The sequence below is a fragment of the Ruegeria sp. AF5 genome (genome assembly GCF_056541905.1).
In genome coordinates, this window is record NZ_JBQFYZ010000003.1 from 218,073 (window position 1) to 240,671 (window position 22,599).

Annotated in this window: 22 protein-coding genes; 18 read left to right on the forward strand and 4 right to left on the reverse strand. The window is 58.0% G+C overall.

Annotated features, from left to right (window positions below; translation table 11 throughout):
* The first annotated feature begins 36 nt into the window (after positions 1-36).
* The 7 genes from argC to ACR0DS_RS07300 all read left to right on the forward strand — a co-directional run bounded on the left by argC (position 37) and on the right by ACR0DS_RS07300 (position 6,161).
* Positions 37-1,065 (forward strand): N-acetyl-gamma-glutamyl-phosphate reductase, encoded by a 1,029-nt coding sequence (argC, locus tag ACR0DS_RS07270; protein ID WP_480558477.1) that lies wholly within the window; start codon positions 37-39, stop codon positions 1,063-1,065.
* A 7-nt stretch (positions 1,066-1,072) separates the two neighbouring features.
* A complete protein-coding gene (gene ccmE / locus ACR0DS_RS07275) occupies positions 1,073-1,519 on the forward strand; it encodes a cytochrome c maturation protein CcmE (protein WP_209504023.1) in 447 nt (148 codons plus the stop codon).
* Between the two features lie 116 nt (positions 1,520-1,635).
* Positions 1,636-2,247 carry a holin-associated N-acetylmuramidase gene (locus ACR0DS_RS07280; RefSeq protein WP_480558475.1) on the forward strand — a complete coding sequence of 204 codons (612 nt, stop codon included), beginning with the start codon at positions 1,636-1,638 and terminating at the stop codon, positions 2,245-2,247.
* Complete coding sequence (locus tag ACR0DS_RS07285; RefSeq protein ID WP_480537800.1) at positions 2,238-2,816, forward strand: holin family protein; 579 nt, start codon at positions 2,238-2,240, stop codon at positions 2,814-2,816. Before ACR0DS_RS07280 ends, ACR0DS_RS07285 begins: the two co-directional genes overlap by 10 nt.
* 75 nt (positions 2,817-2,891) lie before the next feature.
* Positions 2,892-4,856: a heme lyase CcmF/NrfE family subunit gene (locus ACR0DS_RS07290; RefSeq protein ID WP_480537802.1), complete on the forward strand. Its 1,965-nt coding sequence runs from the start codon at positions 2,892-2,894 to the stop codon at positions 4,854-4,856.
* Positions 4,853-5,308 (forward strand): cytochrome c-type biogenesis protein, encoded by a 456-nt coding sequence (locus ACR0DS_RS07295; RefSeq protein ID WP_480481083.1) that lies wholly within the window; start codon positions 4,853-4,855, stop codon positions 5,306-5,308. The genes ACR0DS_RS07290 and ACR0DS_RS07295 overlap by 4 nt, the downstream gene beginning before the upstream one ends.
* A 76-nt stretch (positions 5,309-5,384) precedes the next feature.
* Positions 5,385-6,161, forward strand: coding sequence for an enoyl-CoA hydratase-related protein (locus ACR0DS_RS07300; RefSeq protein ID WP_480485732.1), 777 nt, complete (start codon positions 5,385-5,387; stop codon positions 6,159-6,161).
* A 6-nt stretch (positions 6,162-6,167) separates the two neighbouring features.
* On the opposite strand, the gene bmt is transcribed toward ACR0DS_RS07300, so the two are convergent.
* Together bmt and ACR0DS_RS07310 are read right to left on the reverse strand one after the other, a co-directional pair.
* Entirely contained in the window at positions 6,168-7,181 is a 1,014-nt protein-coding gene (gene bmt, locus ACR0DS_RS07305; protein WP_267364607.1) for a betaine--homocysteine S-methyltransferase, read from the reverse strand.
* Between the two features lie 124 nt (positions 7,182-7,305).
* Positions 7,306-7,626, reverse strand: coding sequence for a DUF1476 domain-containing protein (locus ACR0DS_RS07310; protein ID WP_267364605.1), 321 nt, complete (start codon positions 7,624-7,626; stop codon positions 7,306-7,308).
* 186 nt (positions 7,627-7,812) lie between these two features.
* On the opposite strand from ACR0DS_RS07310, the gene purC reads away from it, so the two are divergent.
* The 7 genes from purC to ACR0DS_RS07345 all read left to right on the forward strand — a co-directional run bounded on the left by purC (position 7,813) and on the right by ACR0DS_RS07345 (position 17,268).
* Entirely contained in the window at positions 7,813-8,568 is a 756-nt protein-coding gene (gene purC, locus ACR0DS_RS07315; protein ID WP_209504015.1) for a phosphoribosylaminoimidazolesuccinocarboxamide synthase, read from the forward strand.
* A gap of 285 nt (positions 8,569-8,853) precedes the next feature.
* Positions 8,854-9,084: a phosphoribosylformylglycinamidine synthase subunit PurS gene (gene purS / locus ACR0DS_RS07320; RefSeq protein WP_117872765.1), complete on the forward strand. Its 231-nt coding sequence runs from the start codon at positions 8,854-8,856 to the stop codon at positions 9,082-9,084.
* 3 nt (positions 9,085-9,087) lie between these two features.
* Positions 9,088-10,131 carry a zinc-dependent alcohol dehydrogenase family protein gene (locus ACR0DS_RS07325; protein WP_480558473.1) on the forward strand — a complete coding sequence of 348 codons (1,044 nt, stop codon included), beginning with the start codon at positions 9,088-9,090 and terminating at the stop codon, positions 10,129-10,131.
* Positions 10,132-10,142: 11 nt separating this feature from the next.
* The gene (gene purQ / locus ACR0DS_RS07330) at positions 10,143-10,811 is read left to right on the forward strand and encodes a phosphoribosylformylglycinamidine synthase subunit PurQ (RefSeq protein ID WP_480558471.1); all 669 of its coding nucleotides are present in this window, start codon (positions 10,143-10,145) and stop codon (positions 10,809-10,811) included.
* Between the two features lie 69 nt (positions 10,812-10,880).
* The gene (locus ACR0DS_RS07335) at positions 10,881-12,626 is read left to right on the forward strand and encodes a sensor histidine kinase (RefSeq protein ID WP_480481076.1); all 1,746 of its coding nucleotides are present in this window, start codon (positions 10,881-10,883) and stop codon (positions 12,624-12,626) included.
* 12 nt (positions 12,627-12,638) lie between these two features.
* Positions 12,639-13,973 (forward strand): sigma-54-dependent transcriptional regulator, encoded by a 1,335-nt coding sequence (locus tag ACR0DS_RS07340; protein WP_480476731.1) that lies wholly within the window; start codon positions 12,639-12,641, stop codon positions 13,971-13,973.
* Positions 13,974-14,475: 502 nt separating this feature from the next.
* Positions 14,476-17,268 (forward strand): Rne/Rng family ribonuclease, encoded by a 2,793-nt coding sequence (locus tag ACR0DS_RS07345; RefSeq protein WP_480558469.1) that lies wholly within the window; start codon positions 14,476-14,478, stop codon positions 17,266-17,268.
* Between the two features lie 43 nt (positions 17,269-17,311).
* On the opposite strand, the gene ACR0DS_RS07350 is transcribed toward ACR0DS_RS07345, so the two are convergent.
* Positions 17,312-17,545: a sulfurtransferase TusA family protein gene (locus ACR0DS_RS07350; RefSeq protein ID WP_480558467.1), complete on the reverse strand. Its 234-nt coding sequence runs from the start codon at positions 17,543-17,545 to the stop codon at positions 17,312-17,314.
* 106 nt (positions 17,546-17,651) lie between these two features.
* Between ACR0DS_RS07350 and ACR0DS_RS07355 the strand changes: the two genes are divergently transcribed.
* The 4 genes from ACR0DS_RS07355 to ACR0DS_RS07370 all read left to right on the forward strand — a co-directional run bounded on the left by ACR0DS_RS07355 (position 17,652) and on the right by ACR0DS_RS07370 (position 21,970).
* Positions 17,652-18,404 (forward strand): cytochrome c biogenesis CcdA family protein, encoded by a 753-nt coding sequence (locus ACR0DS_RS07355; protein ID WP_267364596.1) that lies wholly within the window; start codon positions 17,652-17,654, stop codon positions 18,402-18,404.
* 62 nt (positions 18,405-18,466) lie between these two features.
* Positions 18,467-19,669, forward strand: coding sequence for a hypothetical protein (locus ACR0DS_RS07360; RefSeq protein WP_480558465.1), 1,203 nt, complete (start codon positions 18,467-18,469; stop codon positions 19,667-19,669).
* Complete coding sequence (locus ACR0DS_RS07365) at positions 19,666-21,015, forward strand: cytochrome P450 (RefSeq protein ID WP_480558463.1); 1,350 nt, start codon at positions 19,666-19,668, stop codon at positions 21,013-21,015. Before ACR0DS_RS07360 ends, ACR0DS_RS07365 begins: the two co-directional genes overlap by 4 nt.
* 73 nt (positions 21,016-21,088) lie before the next feature.
* Positions 21,089-21,970 carry a fructose bisphosphate aldolase gene (locus ACR0DS_RS07370; protein ID WP_480545602.1) on the forward strand — a complete coding sequence of 294 codons (882 nt, stop codon included), beginning with the start codon at positions 21,089-21,091 and terminating at the stop codon, positions 21,968-21,970.
* A gap of 3 nt (positions 21,971-21,973) precedes the next feature.
* Here ACR0DS_RS07370 and ACR0DS_RS07375 read toward each other — a convergent pair whose 3' ends face one another.
* A complete protein-coding gene (locus tag ACR0DS_RS07375) occupies positions 21,974-22,576 on the reverse strand; it encodes a DNA-3-methyladenine glycosylase I (protein WP_480545601.1) in 603 nt (200 codons plus the stop codon).
* Between the last annotated feature and the right edge of the window lie 23 nt (positions 22,577-22,599).

The window sequence follows — 22,599 nt, forward strand, 5'->3', positions numbered from 1 at the left end:
TCGAAACATGTGACACTCAAGTGAAAGAGGTCTGACATGACCCATAAAATCGCAATTCTGGGCGCTTCGGGCTATACCGGCGCTGAACTGGTGCGGCTGATCGCCGAGCACCCGAACATGGATATCGTCGCGCTGGCCGCCGAACGTAAGGCTGGCATGACAATGGCGCAGGTTTTCCCGCATCTGCGCCACATGGATTTGCCTGATCTGTGCAAAATCTCCGAGATCGACTTTTCGCAGGTCGACCTGTGTTTCTGCGCCTTGCCGCACAAGACCAGTCAGGAAGTGATCCGGGATTTGCCGAAAGACCTGAAAATCATTGATCTGTCTGCCGACTTCCGGCTGGCCGACCCCGACGAGTACGAAAAATGGTATGGCAATCCGCATACCGCGCTAAGACAGCAGGAAGAGGCGATTTATGGTCTCACCGAGTTCTACCGCGAAGACATCAAGACGGCACGGCTTGTTGCGGGTACCGGGTGCAATGCGGCGACCGGGCAATATGTTCTGCGGCCACTGATATCTGCCGGGGTCATTGATCTGGACGATATCGTTCTTGATCTGAAATGCGCCGTATCAGGGGCAGGGCGGTCACTGAAGGAAAACCTGCTGCACGCTGAACTGAGTGAAGGCAGCAATGCCTATTCCGTCGGTGGGACACACAGGCATCTTGGCGAGTTCGATCAGGAGTTTTCGAAACTTGCCGGTCGGGCTGTGCATGTGCAGTTCACGCCCCACCTTATCCCTGCAAACAGGGGTATTCTGGCCACAACCTATGTGAAGGGTGACCCGCACAGCATCTACGAAACGCTTGCCAAAGCCTATGCGGATGAGCCGTTCATCCAGATGCTGCCGATGGGTGAGACCCCTTCGACCCACCATGTGCGGGGGTCGAATTTCTGTCACATCGGTGTTGTGGCCGATCGGATTGAGCGGCGCGCAATTGTGATTGCGGCGCTGGACAACCTGACAAAAGGTAGCAGTGGGCAAGCCTTGCAGAACGCGAACCTGATGTTAGGTGAAGATGAAACTCTGGGCCTGATGATGGCCCCGCTTTTCCCGTGAGGATGGTATGAAAACGCTCAAGAAACGTCGGCGTGTACAAGTCATTCTGGTGGCAGTTGTTGCCTTGGTGGCGGCAACTGCGTTGATTGGTTGGGCATTGCAGGACGGGATCAACTTTTTCCGCTCGCCCAGCGAGGTGATTGCAGAGCCGCCGAAACCGACCGAAGTGTTTCGGATTGGCGGCTTGGTCGAAGAAGGCTCGATCATCCGCGGACAGGGCGAAACCATCCGTTTTGTTGTAACGGATGGCGGCGAAAGCGTTCCGGTCTCGTTCACAGGTGTTCTACCTGACCTTTTCTCGGAAAATCAGGGAATGATCGGCACGGGAAGTTACGTGAACGGCGTCTTTGAAGCGACTGAAATTCTTGCCAAACATGATGAGACCTACATGCCGAAAGAGGTCATGGACGCTCTGAAAGAGCAAGGTGTCTACAAAGGCGCGGAAGAAAGCTGAAGCCGTTTGAATCTGTTACGGAGCGTTGCGTGCATGGTGCATGCAGCGCTCCGTTTCGTTTTAAATCATTAATATCTGTCGGAAACGGTGTGGCCACCTAACGTTACGAGGGTGGTATGCAAACGGTTCGGCAAATTGCCAAAGAGATTGTGGCCCGTGAAGGGGGCTTTGTTGATGACCCCGACGATCCGGGCGGGGCAACCAAGTACGGGGTCACGATACACACCCTGCGCAGGCTGGGCTTGGATCTGACTGGCGACGGTCGGGTTGACGAGGCGGATGTGCGCGCAGTGTCCGCTCGACAAGCGGTCGACATCTTTGTGCAGCACTATTTCGACAAGCCGCACATTGCGGAGCTTCCCGAAACCCTGCATGCTTCGGTTTTCGACATGTATGTGAATGCCGGTGCGCAGGCGGTGAAGATCCTTCAGCGGCTGCTACAGGAAATGGGGTTTAACGTCACCGCCGACGGCGTGATAGGCCCGCAAACCGTGGCGGCCTGCAAAAGCGCGGCGCAGCCAGAGCCCGATGTCCTGCGCGACGCCTACGGGATTGCGCGGCGAAACTACTATTTTCGCCTTGCTGATCAGCGGCCTGCATCCAGAAAATACGCGCGTAGCCGATCAGGCGGCAAAGGTGGCTGGATAAAACGGGCCGAAGAATTTCTTTCGCCGCGTTATCATCTTTCGGACAGCGAATTTACCAGAAGGATCGCGGCATGGGGCTGATTTCAGGTGTGCTGGCGCTTTTGTTTGGTAACGGGCGCAACGTCTTACAGGAAACCGCAGAACTCTATCGTGAAAACACCGAAGCAGGCGCAGTACGCGCCAATGAGATTCAAACTCAGGCCATGGTGCAGTTCGGTAGCGAATTTCAGGCACCTCAGAAGGGTCTTTTTGACCGTGTCATGGACGGCGTGAACAGGTTACCGCGCCCGGCGCTGGCATTGGGAACGCTTGGCTTGTTTGTTGCCGCCATGGTCGACCCAATATGGTTTGCCGCACGGATGCAGGGCATAGCCTTGGTCCCAGAGCCGCTGTGGTGGTTGCTGGGCGTGATCGTATCGTTTTACTTTGGCGCGCGTCACCAAAGTAAAATGCAGGATTTTCAGCGGGATATCCGCTCAACCATGACGCAACTGCCAACGGTCATGAGCAATATCGAGGCCTGGCGCACGATGCAGAGCGACAGCCCGGGAGTTGCTGATCCCGGTCCGGATGCTGTGCTGAACAGCGATGTCATACGTCCCGAGGAAAACCAGGCGCTGAACGATTGGCGAAAGCTTCGCGGTATCTGACCCGCGACACTTTGTGCGTGCAGAACAAGCTAAAGGTCATGGCCCCCGGTTCCGCACCGGCGTATATTCCGGGGCATGATTACAGAGCTTGGCCACTTCACCCTGATCCTCGCGTTCTTTGTCGCAATTGTGCAAAGCGTTGTTCCCCTGATCGGCGCCTCAAAACGCTGGGCCGGCTGGATGGGCTTTGCAGAGCCCGCCGCGATCGTCCAGTTCCTGCTGACAGCGTTTGCATTTGGTGCATTGATCTGGGCGTTTGTAACGTCTGACTTCTCCCTCAGGATTGTGGTCGAGAATAGCCACACAGCAAAGCCGATGCTGTACAAGATCAGTGGAACATGGGGCAACCACGAAGGATCTATGCTGCTGTGGGTGCTGATTGTCACCCTGTTTGGTGCGATGGCGGCCTTCTTTGGTGGCGGCTTGCCACCGACACTTAAAGCCCGTGTTCTGGCCGTTCAATCGGCTATTGCCGTGGCGTTTTTCGGTTTTATCCTGTTCACGTCGAACCCGTTTGACCGGCTTGCCATCGCTCCGTTTGACGGGCGCGACCTGAACCCGCTGCTGCAAGACCCCGGGCTGGCCTTCCACCCGCCGTTTCTGTACCTCGGCTACGTCGGCTTGAGCATGGCATTCAGCTTTGCGATTGCTGCCCTGATCGAAGGGCGCATTGATGCGGCCTGGGGCCGGTGGGTACGCCCCTGGACGCTGGCGGCCTGGGTTTTCCTGACCATCGGTATCGCGCTGGGATCCTGGTGGGCCTATTACGAGCTGGGCTGGGGCGGCTTCTGGTTCTGGGACCCGGTCGAAAACGCGTCCTTCATGCCCTGGCTGCTGGCGGCGGCGCTGTTGCACTCGGCAATTGTTGTGGAAAAGCGCGAAGCATTGAAAAGTTGGACCATTCTGCTGGCAATCATCGCGTTTGGATTTTCCCTCATCGGTACGTTTATCGTACGATCAGGGCTGCTGACCTCGGTTCACGCCTTTGCCAATGATCCGGAACGCGGTGTGTTCATCCTGATCATTCTGGTCTTCTTCATCGGCGGCGCGCTTACCTTGTTTGCCGCACGCGCGCAGGCGATGGAGGCCAAGGGCGTTTTTGGCATGGTCAGCCGCGAAAGCGCGCTGATCGTGAACAATGTCCTTCTGGCGGTCAGTTGCTTCGTCGTTTTTGTTGGGACGATGTGGCCGATGGTGGCGGAGATGATGTTTGACCGCAAACTTTCGGTTGGGGCACCGTTTTTCAACGCGGCGTTTTCTCCATTCATGGTTTTGCTGGGGCTGATCCTGCCAATCGGGGCGATGCTGCCGTGGAAACGCGGTCGGCTGGGCAAAACGGCCTGGTCCCTGCGCTATGCCCTTGGTCTGGCGCTGGCGATTGCGCTGTTGGTTTGGGCGATGCAGACCGGTCGCAGCGCGTTAGGACCCGTAGGCTTGTTCCTGGGGGCTTGGATTACATTCGGCGCCGCCATTGATTTGTGGAGCCGGACAGGCCGCAATGGCAGCTTCAAACGTCTGATCCGACTTCCGGGAGCCGATTGGGGTAAGGCAGTTGCCCATACCGGTCTTGGGGTCACGATCTTTGCGATTGCCGGTCTGACCGCGTGGGAGGCGGAAGATATCCGTGTGGCGCAACTGAACCAGCCGTTCGAAGTGGGTCAGTTTACACTGACATTGCAGGACGTGCGACGGGTTCAGGGGCCGAACTATTTTTCAACCACGGCTGATGTTCTGGTCGAAAAGGGCGGTCGCGTCATCGGAACGCTGCATCCCGAGAAACGGGATTATCCCGTTGCACGCATGCCGACGACCGAGGCCGCGATTGACTATCGTTTTCTTGGTGATCTTTACGTCGTCATCGGGGATCAGCAGGCAGATGGCGGCTGGGTCATGCGCACCTATATCAAGCCTTTGGCGAACTGGATCTGGGGTGGATGTATCCTGATGGCGCTCGGCGGTGTCCTTAGCCTGAGCGACAGGCGGTTCCGTGTCGCCGCAGGTGCGCGCAAATCCCCCGCTGGCGGAGTACCCGCAGAATGAAACGCCTTGTATTGATCCTGCTGCTGCTGGCAGCGCCGGTGTTTGCGGTACAACCTGACGAAGTTCTGGACGACCCTGTTCTGGAGCAGCGGGCGCGCGACCTGAGTGTCGGGTTGCGATGCCTGGTGTGTCGCAATGAAAGCATTGACGAAAGCAACGCTGAACTGGCACGCGATCTGCGCTTGCTTTTGCGTGAACGCCTGGTTGCGGGTGACAGCGACGAAGAGGCCGTCGCGTTTATCGTTGACCGCTACGGCGAATATGTCTTGCTCAAGCCCACCACCAGCGGTTCGAATCTGCTGTTGTGGCTTGCCGGGCCAATCATGTTGCTGATCGCTGCCGCAGTCGGGTTGAACTTTCTTCGCACACGCGCCAGGGCGCAGGTTTCAGGTGAAACCGAAGCTCTAAGCGCAGAAGAACAGGAACGCCTTCGCCAAATTCTTGAAGACTGACGTTTGGTTCTGCTTTTCCCAACCAGCCCGGACAAGTAAATGTGCTTAAACACGTGGCGCGAGGGAAAAAGTCTTCATGAATTACGAAACGGTTCTATTGGACATATCGGACGGTCTGGCGGTTCTGACCCTGAACAGACCGGACAAGATGAACGCGCTGACCACACGGATGCGGGCAGAGATTACCCACGCGATGAAAGACGCCGCGGTTAAAGCGCGTTGTATCGTTATCACCGGGGCAGGTCCGGCGTTTTGTTCCGGGCAGGATCTGGGCGATGCATCATCGACCGGTAAGATCGATCTGGAACGATCATTGCGCGACGAATACGAGCCGATGCTGGAAACCATCCACAGCTGTCCGGTTCCGACGATCGCTGCTGTAAACGGACCTGCTGCGGGGGCAGGGGCCAACCTTGCGCTGTGTGCGGATGTGGTTATTGCAACGGAAAGTGCGTATTTCCTACAGGCGTTTGCACGTATCGGCTTGCTGCCCGATGCCGGGGGCACCTGGTTCATGCCGCGCCAGATGGGCTTGGCCAAAGCGATGGGGGCGGCCTTGTTTGCTGACAAGATCAGCGCCCGGCAGGCCGAAGAATGGGGCATGATCTGGGAAGCTGTGCCCGATGATACGTTTGCCGCACATTGGCACAAAAGGGCAGAATATCTGGCCAAAGGTCCAACCGCCGCCTATGGCGCGATCAAGCGTGCCATCCGCGGGACCTACGAAAACACATTGCAGCAGCAGCTTGCAACCGAGGCGCATCTTCAAGGTGAATGTGGCCGGTCGCGGGATTTTGCAGAAGGTGTGGTGGCGTTCATGGAAAAACGCCCTCCGAAATTCGAAGGGCGTTGATAAGCGTTAGGCGCGGCGACGGCGACGCGTGCGGCGTTCGGGGCCTGCGTCGTCCTCGGTTCCGTCCGAAGCCGACGAAAACGGCCCCAGTGCCTCGGTGATCTGATCCAGTGTTGGGCGCTCGCCGCGCGAAGTGGTATCCAGCGCTTCGCGCATTTTGCGCAGATGATCAGGCATGGTCCCGCAGCACCCGCCAATGATTGTGGCGCCCGAATCCCGTGCCATGGCAGCATACCGACCCATCAGTTCGGGTGTCCCGTCATAATGGATATGGCCATCCACGTATTTCGGAATACCCGCATTGCCCTTTGAGATCAGCGGACGCTCGGTGCCTTGCGCTGCAAAACCCAGAACCGTGCGCAGGATATCCGACGCGCCGGTACCACAATTGGCCCCAAAAGCGATCGGTGGGTTTGGCAAGGTTTCGACCAAAAGCGCAAGATCGGCCGAGGTGACACCCATCATCGTGCGCCCGGCCGTGTCAAAGCTCATCGTGCCGCACCAGGGCATGTCGGCCAGTGCAAAGGCCTCGGCTGCCGCGCGGAACTCCTCGGGCGCGCTGATGGTTTCTACCCAAAGAACGTCAACCCCGCCCGCTTTCAAAGCCTCGGCCTGTTCATGAAACATTTCAACCGCTTCGGAATGCGACAGGCTGCCGACCGGCTCCATAATCTCGCCGGTGGGTCCAACCGATCCGGCCACGACAACAGGGCGCCCGGCTTTGTCTGCGACTTCACGTCCAAGTTCTGCGCCGATACGGTTCAGCTCGCCCACGCGGTTCTGCGCATCATGCAGTTTCAGACGCGCCGCAGTGCCTCCAAACGTATTGGTCAGAAACAGGTCGCTGCCCGCATCGACTGACCCCTGATACAGCGCCCTGATCTTGTCCGGAGCATCCACGTTCCACAGCTCAGGTGCATCACCTGATTGCAGACCCATGTTAAATAAGTTGGTCCCCGTTGCACCGTCCGCAAGGATGGCGTCTTTGGTGTCCAGAAGTTTGCTCAGCGCGTTTGTCATAGGGTTATTCCAGAAAAAGCGTATAAACGCTGCAAAAAAACAGAGACGCCCCATGTCTCATGACCAGGGCGTCAAATCAAATTCATAAAACTCATGAAGATCATGAGTTTTGCATTTCAGGCAATCAATGCTCGCCTTCCGCCATCACCTGTTCTTTGGCCTCAACCAGAAGCTCGGCCATTTTCGAACGGATCGTGGCTTCATCTGCAAGATCACCCAAGTAGGCTTTGACTGCCTCGACAACATCGTCCTCGCCGACATGCTGCAGGTCGGTATGAACCAGTTCCTGTCCGTATTTCCGTGCCTGTTCAACAGTTTCGCCCTTCAGCGCAGACGCCCAGACAGCCATAAAGCGGTTGCGGCGCATCCGTGCGATAAACTGCATCTTTTCGTCATGGGCGAATTTGCTTTCAAACGCGGCTTCACGTTCGTCGAATGTGGTCATTGGTTGGGGACCCCTTGGATTACCGTTTCTCACTGATGATATGACAATAGGACACTCTGGGTGCAAGGTATTTGCGCTGCGTCAAAGGCCCTCGGGGCAGCGAACTTGCGGGAACGCAGGGCTTGCACTATGAGGACGCCAACGTGAAGGGACTCATTCCCTTTCGCCAGTCTGGAAAGGTCGCTTATGGCGCGTCGCAAGAAAATCTACGAAGGCAAGGCCAAAATTCTGTATGAAGGCCCCGAGCCGGGCACCATCGTACAGTATTTCAAGGATGACGCCACCGCATTCAACGCCGAGAAGAAGGACGTGATTGACGGCAAAGGCGTGCTGAACAACCGTTTGTCCGAGTTCTTTATGACCGGGCTGACCCAGATTGGCATTCCGAACCACTTCATCCGGCGCCTGAATATGCGCGAACAGCTGGTGCGCAATTGCGAGATCATTCCGCTGGAAGTGATCGTGCGCAATTACGCGGCCGGTTCGATGTCGAAACGTCTTGGCATTGCCGAAGGGACGCAATTGCCTCGTCCGATCGTTGAATACTGCTTCAAGGATGATGCTTTGGGCGATCCGCTTGTCACCGAGGAACACATCGCCGCGTTTGGCTGGGCCAGCCAGCAGGACATGGACGACATCCTCAGCCTAGCGCTGCGCGTGAACGATTTCCTGAGCGGCGTGATGCTGGCGGTGGGTATCCGTCTGGTTGACTTCAAGATCGAAATCGGGCGCGTGTTTGAAGGCGATTATCAGCGGCTGGTTGTTGCGGATGAAATCAGCCCGGACAGCTGCCGCCTGTGGGATATCAAGACCGGTCAGAAACTGGACAAGGATGTATTCCGCCGCGATCTGGGCAGCCTGACAGATGCCTATTCCGAGGTCGCCCGAAGACTGGGTGTGCTGCCTGCCAGCAATGTCACCAAGCCGACGCTGATCAACTAAAAACTCCTTCTTAGCAGCGCCGCCCCCTCAGGGCGGCGTTTTGCCTTTGCCAAGTTATTGGCAGAGCAGGGTGTTTGCGTGTGGCCGGGCCGTTTGATCAGATGACTATTCCGAAGTTTCCAGCCGCCGTGCCAGCACAACTACTCAGGTCCATCTGACGGCGCAGGATCGTCACTCGCCTGCGGCAAACTGCGTTTGAAACAGGGTTGTCGAAACCCATCAGGCGCGCTATCCCCCGCGCAACGAAATGGGCCTTGTATGCGGCCCACAGTTGGAGTTGCCAAAATGAAAGCACGGGTTCATGTGATGCTCAAGAACGGGGTGCTGGACCCGCAGGGCGAAGCAGTACGGCACGCATTGGGTGCAATGGGCTTTGATCAGGTCGAAGGCGTACGTCAGGGCAAAGTCATCGATCTTGAGCTTGCCGATGGCGCGACCGAGGCAGACGTGACCGAGATGTGCGAAAAGCTTTTGGCCAACACCGTCATCGAACGCTACGAGATCGAACTGGTCTGATTGATGCAGGCCGCGCGTCTGATCACCTATCGTCAACCGCTTGAGGTGTCGACGATCCCCGACCCGGTTCCCACCGAAGACGGTGTTGTGGTGCGGGTGCTGGCCTGCGGCGTGTGCCGGTCCGACTGGCACGCCTGGTCGGGCTCAGACCCCGACGTTGTCCTGCCTATGACACCCGGTCACGAGTTTTGCGGTGAGGTGGTCTCGGTCGGTGCGCGCGTTAAGCGGTGGCGTGTCGGGGACCGGGTGATTGCGCCCTTTATCCTTGCCTGTGGGCATTGCCCGGACTGCGCGCAGGGTCATCAGACAATCTGTCCGAACCAGATCGTACCCGGCTTTACCTGTGACGGGGCCTTTGCTGAATATGTTGCCGTGGCTCATGCCGATGCCAACCTGACATCCTTGCCCGACAGCATCGCGCCTGAAATCGCCGCCGCATTGGGGTGCCGCGTAACCACGGCGTGGCAGGCGCTTGTTGGCCGGGCGCAGGTGCGGGGTGGTGAGTGGATCGCTGTCTTTGGCGGCGGCGGCGTCGGAATATCAACGCTTCTTCTGGGCAAGGCGCTCGGCGCGCGTGTTATCGTTGTCGATATCGCCGAGGACAAGCTGGCCTATGCCGAAACTCTGGGCGCCGATGCGGTGGTCAACGCTGCGACATGCGATGCCCCTCAGGCGGTGAAGGACATCACCGGTGGCGGCGCCGATGTTGCGATCGAGGCACTTGGCGTCCAAGCCACGACCGTTTCCGCCATGCGATCCCTGCGCAAAATGGGGCGCATGGTGCAAATCGGAATGCCCGCAGGGGACCATGCGCAGATGTCGCTGCCGATGGATGTGCTCTATTCTGGTCAGCTCTCCGTATTTGGCACCCGCGGGATGCCAAGCTGGCGCTATCCGTCGCTGTTGTCGCTGATCGCGGGTCAAGGGGTCGACCTGAGCCCGCTGGTGACCCGGAAAATAACCCTGAACCAGGTAAGCGCCGAGCTTGCCGCCTTTGACCATCCAACGCCTCCGGGTGTTGCGGTTGTCACAGATTTTGTCTCGTAGGAGGGCCCGCCATGCGTGCAGCCGTAATCGTATTCCCCGGATCCAACTGTGACCGAGATCTTGCCGTCGCCTTTGAGCAGGCCGGTTTTCAGGTCGATATGGTCTGGCACAAAGACGCGGCTTTGCCCAAAGGTATTGATATCGTGGGTGTGCCGGGCGGGTTCTCTTACGGAGATTACCTGCGTTGCGGCGCAATCGCGGCGCAATCGCCGATTTGCAAGGCCGTGGTCGAACACACGCAACGTGGCGGTTATGCCGTTGGAATTTGCAACGGTTTTCAGGTTCTGACCGAAACCGGCATTTTGCCGGGCGCCTTGCTGCGTAATGCCGGGCTGAAATACATCTGCAAGACCGTTGGCCTAAGGGTTGAAACCAGCGACAGCGTGTTTACCAGCGGTTACAACGCAGGCGATGTGATCGGTATTCCGATTGCGCACCACGATGGCAACTATTTTGCGGATGACACGACACTGGCCGCTTTGAAAGATCAGGACCGGATCGCGTTCACCTATGCCGAAAACCCGAACGGCTCGGTCGGGGATATCGCCGGGATCCTGTCGGAAAACCGCCGCGTGCTTGGAATGATGCCGCACCCCGAACGCGCAGCAGATCAGGGCCATGGCGGCACAGATGGGGTGGCGTTGTTCCGCGCATTGTCAGGTGTGTTTGAAGCGGCGTGACTTGAGGTCTCGCCCGCCGGGGCGTAACCTTTCGCCATGAACCCCGAAGTTCGATCTGGCTGGTCAAATATGTTGAAACCGTTTCGTGGTGCACCGCTGGGCTGGCGGTTGCGGCTGGCGGTTCTTGTTCTGCTGGTCGCGACAATTGCAACGGTGTGGGTCACGAACCGGCTGTTGACCGACAGGTTCACCGAATCCACGCGCAACCGGGCGGAACTGCGGCTGACGCTGTATTCGGGCAACTTGCTGAGTGAACTGCGCCGCAACTCGATTGTTCCGCAATTGCTTGCCCGCGACCCGACGTTGATTTCGGCATTGCAGTCAGGCGATTACACCCTGTCGACACAGCGCCTTATTTCATTCGTGGAAGAGATCGGCGCGGCCTCACTGGTATTGCTGGACAGCGACGGGCGCACAGTTGCCGCGACCGACCGGAACAGGTTGGGCGAGGGGCACCGGAACACACCCTATTTTGTGGATGCGATCCGCTCGAACGCGACGATATTTTCCGTTATTCCCAAGGATGCAGGCGGATACAGCTTTGTGTATTCGCGCCGGTTGGAGAACGGGGCGGAGTTTCTGGGGGTGATCGTCGTCGAGGTTGACCTGCAGAAGTTCGAACGCGCCTGGGCCGGTATCTCGGATGCAGTGATGGTTACCGACAGCACCGGCAACATCATTCTGTCTACTGAACCCCGGTGGCGCGGGCTGGATGAGAACACGGCGATGCTGCGCCAACCGCCACAAGGTGCGATCCAGCGCGCCATCCGGGCAACAACCGATTGGACCGCGCTGCCGCCTGATGCCTATCTTCAGGGCGAAGCGGTGATGCGGATCGAGACGCGTATTCCTTTCCGCGGCTGGCAGATGACCTCGTTCACGACCTATGCCTCGATCCGGGAAAAGGTGAACAGTGTTCTGGCGCTGGAAATCATGGGGTTTGCGATTCTTCTGGCGCTTGCGTTCTATGCGTTGAGCCGCCGTGCCACGTTGCGCATGACCCTGTTCCAGCGCGAGTCGGCAGAGCTTCGCGCATTGAATGCACGGCTACAGCGGGAAATCGCTGAACGTGAACGGGTTGAAAAGACGCTGGATTTGGCCGAACAGACGCTTGCGCAAAGCTCGAAACTGGCCGCCCTGGGCGAGATGTCGGCGGCGGTCAGTCACGAGTTGAACCAGCCTCTGGCGGCAATGAAAACCTATCTGGCCGGGGCCCGTCTGCTGCTGCGCCGCAACCGGCCGGAAGAGGCCCTTGCCAGCTTTGGTCGCATCGATGGTCTGATCGAACGGATGGGCGCAATTACCCGGCAGCTCAAGTCTTATGCACGCAAGGGCGCGGATGCGTTTTCACCAGTAAATCTTGGTGAAGCGCTGGCCTCGTCCCTGTCGATGATGGAGCCTCAGCTGCGTCAGCGTCACGTCAAAATCACGCAGATCGTGCCAGAGGAACCCGTGATCGTGATGGGGGATCGAATGCGCATCGAGCAGGTCATGGTCAACCTCTTGCGAAACGCGCTGGACGCCACCAAATCAGTGGCGGAGCCGGATGTGGAAATCATCCTGGCAGCTGGTGACACGGCTGTGCTGACCGTACGCGACAACGGGCACGGAATCGAGGATATCGAAAACCTGTTCGAGCCGTTCTACACAACCAAACAGCCCGGAGACGGTGTTGGTCTGGGGCTTGCCATCTCGTCGGGGATCGTGAACGACCATGGGGGACGGCTGACTGCACGCAACGGCCAATATGGCGGTGCGGTGTTTGAAATGCAGTTGCCTGCACTGGGAAGCGACGGCCTTGAAGCCGCGGAATAACGAGGAATGACTATGGCACAAGCCATGAAAATTGCCATTGTTGACGATGAACAGGACATGCGCCAATCGATCAGCCAGTGGCTCGCTTTGTCCGGCTATGACACGGAAACCTTCGCCAGCGCGGAAGATGCGCTCAAGGTGTTGGGTCCGGATTATCCGGGGATAGTGATTTCGGACATCAAGATGCCCGGAATGGACGGCATTCAGCTTCTCAAAAAGCTGATGGGCGCTGACAGCACCTTGCCCGTGATCATGATCACCGGTCACGGCGATGTTCCGATGGCTGTCGAGGCGATGCGTGTCGGTGCATTCGATTTCCTTGAAAAACCCTTCAACCCCGACCGCATGTCTGAACTGGCCAAACGGGCCAGCAATGCGCGGCGTCTGACGCTGGACAACCGCGCGCTGCGCCGGGAATTGTCCGGCGGCACCCAGATCATGAACAAACTGATCGGTGCCAGCCCGGTTATGGAACGCCTGCGCGAGGATATCCTCGATCTGGGCCAGGCGGATGGCCATGTGCTGATCGACGGAGAGACAGGGACCGGAAAGACGCTTGTCGCACACGCCCTGCATGCGGTTGGAAGCCGTGCCGGCAAGAAATTCGTGCTGGTGTCCTGCGCGGCGCACGAGGAAGACGCGTTGGCCAAACGTCTGTTTGGGCCGATGATGCCTGAAGACGCCCAATTGCCCGCCATCGAAGAGGCGCGGGGCGGAACGCTGGTTCTGGAAGATGTCGAAGCGCTCAACGATTCCCTGCAAGCCAAGCTGCTCAGCGTGATGAACGAGCAGGGCACGCCGGCCGAGACACGCATCGTTGCGATCTCGAACCTGCAAGAGGCGGGAAAAACCTCCGAAGATGTCTTACGGCCGGACCTGTTCTACCGACTGGCCGCCTTGCGCATCACCATGCCGCCCCTGCGCCAGAGGGGCGAGGATATTCTGACCCTGTTTACCCGTCTGAGCGAGCAGTTCGCCGAAGAATACGGCTGTGATGCGCCTCAGGTAAGTGCTCAGGAAGCGGCGCAGCTATTACAGGCACCCTGGCCGGGGAACGTACGTCAGTTGATCAATATTGCCGAACGCGCGGTGCTGCAATCGCGCCGCGGGTCCGGAACAATCGCCTCGCTGTTGATGTCAGATCACGAGGAAATGCAGCCGGTCATGACCACCGAAGGCAAGCCGCTGAAGGAATATGTCGAAGCCTTTGAACGGATGCTGATCGACAACACGATGCGGCGGCACAAAGGCTCGATCGCGTCTGTGATGGATGAGCTGTGCCTGCCGCGCCGGACGCTGAATGAAAAGATGGCCAAATACGGCCTCCAGCGGTCGGACTATCTGTAAACTTTGTGGCGGGGGCTCTGCCCCCGTCGCCTTTGGCGACTCCCCCGGGATATTTTTGGCCAGATGAAGGCGATCCCGCACGCCGTCGCAGGGGCGGTGCAGTTTGCCCATTGTCTTTTCCACAGGACTGCTTTTATTGTGTCCGGACGGGCCGGGCCAGTTTTGTGTCCATAAGCCCCGAATCATTGAGTTTCGCTGCTTTGCTGATGGTGATGACGGATTGTTCGCCGCAAAGCAGACCGATTGTGCCTCATTTGGGGCAATGTAGTACCTGAGTCCGACATGTCGGGCGAAAGGAATAATGGGCAGGCTGCGGCTAACGCGCCTGTCGGAGAAGAACCGCGATGACGCGCGCGCAACGATTGAGTGACCGGGCAGGGGGCCACAGCGCCAGACCCTGCCGCGCGCCGTCCAATATCGCCCTGACAAGACACCTCCCCAAATGTGCCTGTCCACCTGGACGGGTCAGGACAACGCGTTTGGCGCGGTGCACCAAGGACACATGGCTAAGAAAATGCTTATCGATGCCACCCACGCGGAGGAAACCCGCGTCGTGGTGGTCGACGGAAACAAGGTCGAGGAGTTCGATTTTGAATCCGAAAACAAGCGCCAGCTTGCTGGCAACATCTATCTTGCAAAAGTAACACGGGTTGAGCCGTCGCTTCAGGCGGCCTTTGTGGATTATGGCGGGAACCGGCACGGCTTCCTGGCGTTTTCGGAAATTCACCCGGACTATTACCAGATCCCCATCGCCGACCGCGAGGCGTTGATGGAGGAAGAGCGCGCTTATGCCGAGGCCATGAAGGCGCGGGATGAGGCCGACGAGGGCAAGCCGAAAAAGCGGCGTTCTCGGTCCCGATCAAAGGCCGCGGATCTGAAGTCGGACGATTTGGTCGAAACGATGGAAGTTTCGACCGAGCCGACCGGTATGGAAACCATCGATTTTGACGACAGTGACGAAGCGGACATGGAGGTGCCCGAGGGGACATCGCCAATGGAAGTCGTCGCTGAGACCCCTGTTGAGGAGCCTGAGGACAACGAAGCGCCGGAAGCTGTGTCAGATGAAACTGTAGAGGGAACGGCTTCGGAAGACGAGGCAGAGGCTGAAACAGTTGAGTCTTCACAAGACGACGCAGCAGGGGATTCTGATGACGCGGCGGATGTTTCAAGCGCTGACGATGGCGATGAAGCGTCTGAATTGTCTGAAGATGACCAGGACGCAGATGATGGCGACGCGGATGAAGAACACGCTGACGCTGCCGCGAAAGATGACACGATTGAATCCGTGGCCGAGGAAGACGACAGCGAAGACATCCGCCCTCCGCGCAAGCCACGCCCGCGCCGGTACAAGATTCAGGAAGTGATCAAAGTACGCCAGGTGTTGCTGGTGCAGGTCGTCAAGGAAGAGCGCGGCAACAAAGGGGCGGCCCTGACGACATATCTGTCGCTGGCCGGTCGCTATTGTGTTCTGATGCCAAACACCGCGCGTGGCGGTGGGATCAGCCGCAAGATCACCAACGCGGTTGACCGCAAGAAACTGAAGGAAATCGCCGCGGATATTGATGTGCCCACGGGGGCGGGTTTGATTATCCGGACTGCGGGCGCCAAGCGCACCAAATCGGAAATCAAGCGCGACTATGAATACCTGCAACGCCTGTGGGAGCAGATCCGGGCATTGACCCTGGAATCCATCGCACCTGCGAAGATCTATGAAGAAGGCGATCTGATCAAACGGTCGATCCGGGACCTTTATAACCGCGATATCGATGAGGTTTTGGTCGAGGGCGAGGGCGGATACCGCATCGCCAAAGACTTCATGAAGATGATCATGCCGTCGCACGCCAAGAATGTGAAACGGTACGAGGACGCGCTGCCGCTGTTTGCACGCTATCAGGTGGAAAGCTACCTGGCGGGGATGTTCAACCCGACTGTTCAGCTGAAATCTGGCGGGTATATCGTGATCGGCGTGACCGAAGCGCTGGTGGCGATCGACGTGAACTCGGGCCGGGCCACGAAAGAAGGCTCGATCGAGGAAACGGCGCTGAAAACCAACCTGGAGGCTGCGGAAGAAGTGGCCCGCCAGTTGCGTCTGCGTGACCTTGCCGGTCTGATTGTCATCGATTTCATCGACATGGACGAGCGCAAGAACAATGCGTCCGTTGAAAAGCGTCTGAAGGACAAGTTGAAAACCGACCGTGCCCGCATTCAGGTCGGCCGGATTTCAGGTTTTGGCCTGCTCGAGATGAGCCGTCAGAGGCTGCGCCCCGGTATGATCGAGGCGACCACGCAGCCATGCCCGGCATGCCACGGCACCGGCCTGATCCGTTCGGACGACAACATGGCACTGTCGATCCTGCGTCAGATCGAAGAGGAAGGCACCCGCCGCCGCTCACGCGAGGTTCTGGTGCGCTGCCCGGTCAGTATCGCGAACTTCCTGATGAACCAGAAGCGCGAGCATATTGCACAGATCGAATCGCGCTATGGCCTGTCTGTACGGATCGAAGGCGATGTGCATCTGGTCAGCCCGGATTTCTCGATGGAGAAATTCAAGACCGCCAGCCGCATCGTTCCCGAAGCGACAGCACCTGTCGTGTCGGTCGATGCCTCGCTGATGGATCTGGTCGATTCTTCGGAAGATGACGAAACCGAAGAGGATATCGCGCCGACCGAAGATGACACCAAACCCAAGCGCAAGCGCCGCCGTCGTCGTCGCAAGAAGGGCGGGGGCAATGGTGACGCGCCGGAACAGGGCGCGGATGACGGTGAAGGGGCAGAGCAGGAGGATGCCGCAGGCGAATCCGCTGAAACCGAGACCGCTGTCGAGGCAACCGAAGCCGAAGCGACGGAAGAGGAAAAACCCGCCAAGCCCAAACGCAAGCGCGCTCCGCGCCGTCGTAAGAAAGATGCGGTGGCAGAAGAGGCTTCGGAACAGACAGAAGCAACTGATGCCGATGCCGGGGCTGATGCACCGACGGTTGAAGAGGCGGCCTCAGACGCTGAATCCGAACCTGCCGAGGCGACTGTCGCCGAGCAAAGCGAAGCCGCTGAGGCCGCTGATGCTGCGCCTGAAGCAACAGAGGTTGCCGAGCAGACTGAGGAAGTCGCCCAAGCTGAAGCGATCGTTGCGGTGGAAGAACCTGAAGTTCAATCTGCCGATGAGCCGGTCGAAGACGCGCCCGTGGAAGAAACACCCGTGGCAGCAGAACCTGAACCGGTGCTTGAAACTGTGGCAGATGAACCTGAGCCAGAATCCGACAGGCCCAAACGGCGCGGATGGTGGTCGTTGGGCAACTGATGAAAGGGCGGGCAGATTTGCCCGCCTTTCTTATTTCATTAAGTCAGTCGGATTTTCGGATCAGATAGACCTGATGTTCACCATCCAAATCCTGAGACAGCAATGTGTGGCCAGCTTCGGCGCAAAAATGCGGGACATCGATGATGGCTGCCGGGTCATCAGCCAGTACACGCAACACAGAACCTTGCGGCATGGATTTCAGCCGTTTGCGGGCCTTGAGGACGGGCAGGGGGCAAAGAAGGCCCAGCGCATCCAGCGTATCTGTAATCTCTGACATGATTTTCGGGATAGGGCGTAGTTGTAATATTGTCCAGATTCCAAGCACGAGGATGTGACTCATTGGCCCCGTGACGGACCGCCAATCATCACTTATGTGCTTAGACATGTTCGGAATAGAAATCATAGACGCGGGGCTGCTGCCCGCCATGTTTGTTGCCCTGCTGGGTGGCCTGATCAGCTTTCTGTCGCCTTGTGTGCTGCCCATCGTGCCGCCCTATCTGGCATATATGAGCGGCGTCACGATCAACGAAATGCAGGATGAGACCCGCGCCCGGCGCAAGGCAACCATGTCAGCGCTGTTCTTTGTGCTGGGCCTGTCGACGGTTTTTCTGCTGTTGGGCTTTACCGCATCTGCTTTTGGAGTGTTCGTGCTGCAAAATCAGGTACTTTTTGCCAAGCTGTCGGGGGCCGTTGTCATTGTCTTTGGCCTGCATTTCCTGAATGTCTTCCGCATCCCCTTTCTGGACCGCGAAGCCCGGATCGAAACCGGTGATTCCGGTGGCTCGGTCTTTGGTGCTTATATTCTTGGATTGGCCTTCGCATTCGGCTGGACGCCCTGTATCGGGCCCCAACTGGGCGCGATCCTGTCCCTTGCGGCGACCGAAGCCTCGGTGGCGCGGGGCACGCTGTTGCTGGGTGTCTATGCGGCTGGATTGGGTATTCCGTTCCTGCTCGCAGCCATGTTCCTAAACCGCTCTATGACGGTGATGAACCGGATCAAGCCCTATATGGGTGTGATCGAAAAGGTCATGGGCGGGCTGCTTCTGTTCGTGGGCATCATGCTGGTGACAGGCCTGTTCACCCGCTTCAGCTGGTGGTTGCTGGAAACCTTCCCGGCACTTGCGAATTTCGGCTGAGCGTCTGCCCCCCTTACCTTGACCTAAAGCCTGCGTTAACCTGCGCGGCAGAAGGTAAAGGCATGAGCAGTCAGAGAAATCAGTCACAGGTGCGCAAACGCCGGGTGTTCTACATCCCCGGTTATGACCCGATGCCGCCGCGACGATATCGCGAGCTTTACCGAACCGAGTCGCAAGCGCAGGCCCGGATTTCGGGATATGAGATCGCCATGGCTCCCAAGTCCGCGGAGGGTCTGTTCGGCTGGTCCGTGACGTCCATTCAGGACGGTGCGTCCGTCGAGACGGAGATCGAAGTTCTGGTCTGGTCAGACATCGTGCGCGACAGCATGTCCGCGTCGATCCCTGCAACCTATGCGCAATTGGCCCACACGGCGTGGATATACATTTCGACCGGCGCTTTATGGCGCCTGATGCGGTTGCGCAAAGGCCCGGTGATTGCGGCGCTCTATCCGGTGGCGATGTTGGTGTCTCAGCTGCTGGTTGCGTTTGCAGTCGTGTGGGCATGTGTGGCGATGGCTGGCAGGTGGGGTCTGTTTCCGGGTATCGCCGTTGGGGTTGCGCTGATGCTGTGGTTCCGCAAGATCGACAACCGGTTGTTTGCCTACTACCTGATGCATGATTACGCCTATTCCGCACAGTTAAAGGGGGAAACTCCGCTAAAACTGAAGGACAGGCTGGCCGCATTCCGCAAAGCGATTGAAGCCGCGCTGATATCCGGTGTGGATGAGGTTCTGGTGGTGGGCCACAGTTCGGGTGCGCATCTGGGGGTGTCTGTTCTGGCCGACCTGATCCGCGACAGGGCCGTGCCGCAACAGGGGGCAGAGTTGTCGTTCCTCAGCCTGGGGCAGGTGATGCCTATGGTGTCCTTTCTGCCAAATGCGCATGGCCTTCGGTCCGACCTTCAACTCCTGTCTTCCAGTCCGGACATCACGTGGGTCGATGTCTCGGCCCCCGGGGATGGCTGCGCATTTGCGCTGTGTGATCCGGTGGCCGTTACAGGGGTGGCCGGGCCGGACAAACGCTGGCCCCTTGTCCTGTCGGCGGCCTTTACGCAAACTCTGGCGCCTGAACGTTGGAAAGCCCTGCGCTGGCGGTTCTTCCGGCTGCATTTTCAGTACCTTTGCGTATTCGATACGCCGGGTGTTTACGACTATTTCCGAATTACGGCAGGCCCTTTGACGCTGAAACAGCGGTTCCTTGGGCGCACACCTTCGCGCAGCCGGATTGAGACGCCTGTGTCCAAATACACGTCGGTTCGCCCATGAACCCGCCCAAGCCCCAGCCGCGCGCAGACAAGGTTTCCCTATTGCGTTACCTGAAACTGTTTCGTCAGGATCTGCTGTCTGCACAGCCAGCGCGCCTTTATCGCGCGTGGATGGCCGAATTCAGGACACCCTTCTTCCGGTCCTTCCTGGTCAATGAACCGGACCTGATTGACATCGTCCTCAGGAAAAGCCCCGAAGATTTTCCTAAATCGGGCCGGATCAGCGAAGGCCTGCGCCCCTTGCTTGGAAATTCGGTGTTTCTAACCAATGGAGAGACGTGGAAACGTCAGCGACGCATCATTGACCCGGCATTTGAGGGCGGGCGGCTGAAAGACACGTTTCCCGCCATGCTGGCCGCAGCAGACGCTTGTGTTGAGCGGTTGCGCCCCCATGTCGGCAAACAGATCGAAGTCGAAGAACAGACAAGCCACGCCGCAGCAGATGTGATTTTTCGCACCTTGTTTTCGGTGCCGATCGACCACGCCATAGCCAGCAAGGTGTTTGAAAAGTTCCGCAACTACCAGCGCGAACAACCTCTGCTGAACCTTGCAGCTTTCGTTCCGCTGCCCAAATGGATGCCTCGGTTCCACTCCCGGACGACACGGAAAAACGCCGAAGACATTCGTAACCTGATCACTGACCTGACCCATGAGCGGGCAGAGGCGATCAAGGCCGGAACCGCCCCCGATGATCTGGCAACCAAGATCATGACAACCGCTGACCCTGAAACCGGTCAGTTTTTCGGGCCCAAAGAAATGGTTGATCAGGTCGCGATCTTCTTTCTGGCAGGCCATGAAACCAGCGCATCGGCCCTGGCGTGGACATTGTATCTGCTGGCGCTTTATCCCGAATGGCAGGAAAGGATTACTGACGAAGCTGCCGCTCTGGACGACCCGACCTTTGCCTCGGTTTCCAAACTCAAGATCAGCCGCGACGTGTTTCGCGAGGCACTGCGCCTGTACCCACCGGTTCCCATGATGGTGCGAGAGGCCAAGTGCCCACACCAGTTCCGAAACAGAGACGTTCCCAACGGGTCACAAATCGTAATCAGCCCCTGGCACCTGCACCGTCACGAACGGTTATGGGACAATCCCGATGGCTTTGACCCGACCCGCTGGAACAGTGAAAACGGCAGAACATGCCAGCGTAAGGCATATATCCCGTTTTCCGCAGGTCCCCGCGTCTGTACCGGGGCCGGGTTTGCCATGGTCGAAGGGCCGCTGATCCTGTCGATGCTGGTGCGGAATTTCAAATTCGAAACAATCAGCGGCAAAACGCCGGTTCCGGTGGCCCATCTGACCGTTCGATCCAGGGATGGCATATGGTTGCGGCTGGTTGAGCGCTAACAAACTACCATCGGTCCTGACTGTGATGTATGCGGGGGAAGACATCGGAATCATCATTGAACGGGAAAACATTATGGCCAAAGCAGAACAGCGCGCGCAGATGATCAACGGCGCAGGCTTTATCGCGGCATTGGATCAAAGCGGCGGCTCGACCCCGAAAGCTCTGGCGTTGTACGGCGTTGACGCGTCGACCTACGGCTCGGACGCTGAGATGTTCGGCGAAATTCAAAAGATGCGCGCGCGGATCATTCTGGCAAATGACTTCACCAAAGACAAAGTCATCGGTGCGATCCTGTTCGAACGCACCCTTGGTGAAGAGATCGAGGGCCGCAAAGTCGCTGATTACCTCTGGTCGGTCAAAGGAATCGTGCCATTCCTGAAAATCGACAAGGGCCTTGAGGATCAGGCCAACGGTGTTCAGTTGATGAAACCGATCCCCGGTCTGGCCGACACGCTGGCTAAGGCAGAAGGCGTGTTCGGTACCAAAGAACGTTCGGTCATCCACGAGGCCAATGCCGAAGGCATCGCGGCCGTGGTTGCCCAGCAATTCGACGTTGCCCGTGAAGTGACTGACGCCGGAATGGTTCCGATCGTCGAGCCTGAGGTCAACATTCATTCAGAAACCAAGGCTGAGGCCGAGGAGATTCTGAAAGCTGAAATCCTGAAGAACCTCGACCAGCTGGGTGAGGGGCAGGAGGTCATGCTGAAGCTGACGATCCCGACACAGGCAAACCTGTATGACGAACTGGCCGACCATCCGCGTGTTCTGCGCGTTGTCGCGCTGTCAGGCGGGTATTCGACCGAAGAGGCCTGCAACCTGTTGGAACAGAACGGCAAAATGATCGCGTCTTTCTCGCGCGCACTGACCGAAGGTCTGTCGAAACAGCAATCGGACGCCGAATTCAACACCGCTTTGGGCGGCAATATCGACAAGATATTCAAAGCCTCTGTCTGATCCTCAGACAGGTTTCGTGAAAGAGCGGCGCAACTGTGCCGCTTTTTTTCTGCTGATACAGCCTTCGGCATGGTCATTGACCAGCCCCATGGCCTGCATGAACGCAAACACCGTCGTGGGACCAACAAATTTCCAGCCCCGTTTCTTGAGGTCCTTCGACATTGCCACCGACTCGGGCGATGTGGATGTCGATTGTGGCGGCGGCGGGGTTTCCGCCTCATACCGCCAGACAAAAGCCGCCAGCGATCCTTCCGATGCCACCAGTTCCTGCACGCGGCGGGCGTTGTTGATCACCGCCTCGATCTTGCCCCGGTGGCGAATGATCCCATCATTTTGCAGCAGACGTTCAACATCGGCTTCAGAGAACTCGGCCATCTTGTTGAAATCAAACCCGTAAAACGCTTCTCGGAAATTCTCGCGCTTGTTCAGGATCGTGCGCCAGCTAAGACCCGACTGAAAGCTTTCCAGGCACAGTTTCTCGAACAGTCGCTGGTCATCCGAGACCGGAAAGCCCCATTCGGTGTCATGATAGTCAAAAAATTCCGGCGCCGCCTGGCACCAGGAACACCGAGGTTGACCGTCAGGTCCCAATACCGTGTTTCCCATGAGTGTACCCCTTTTGTTCCTTG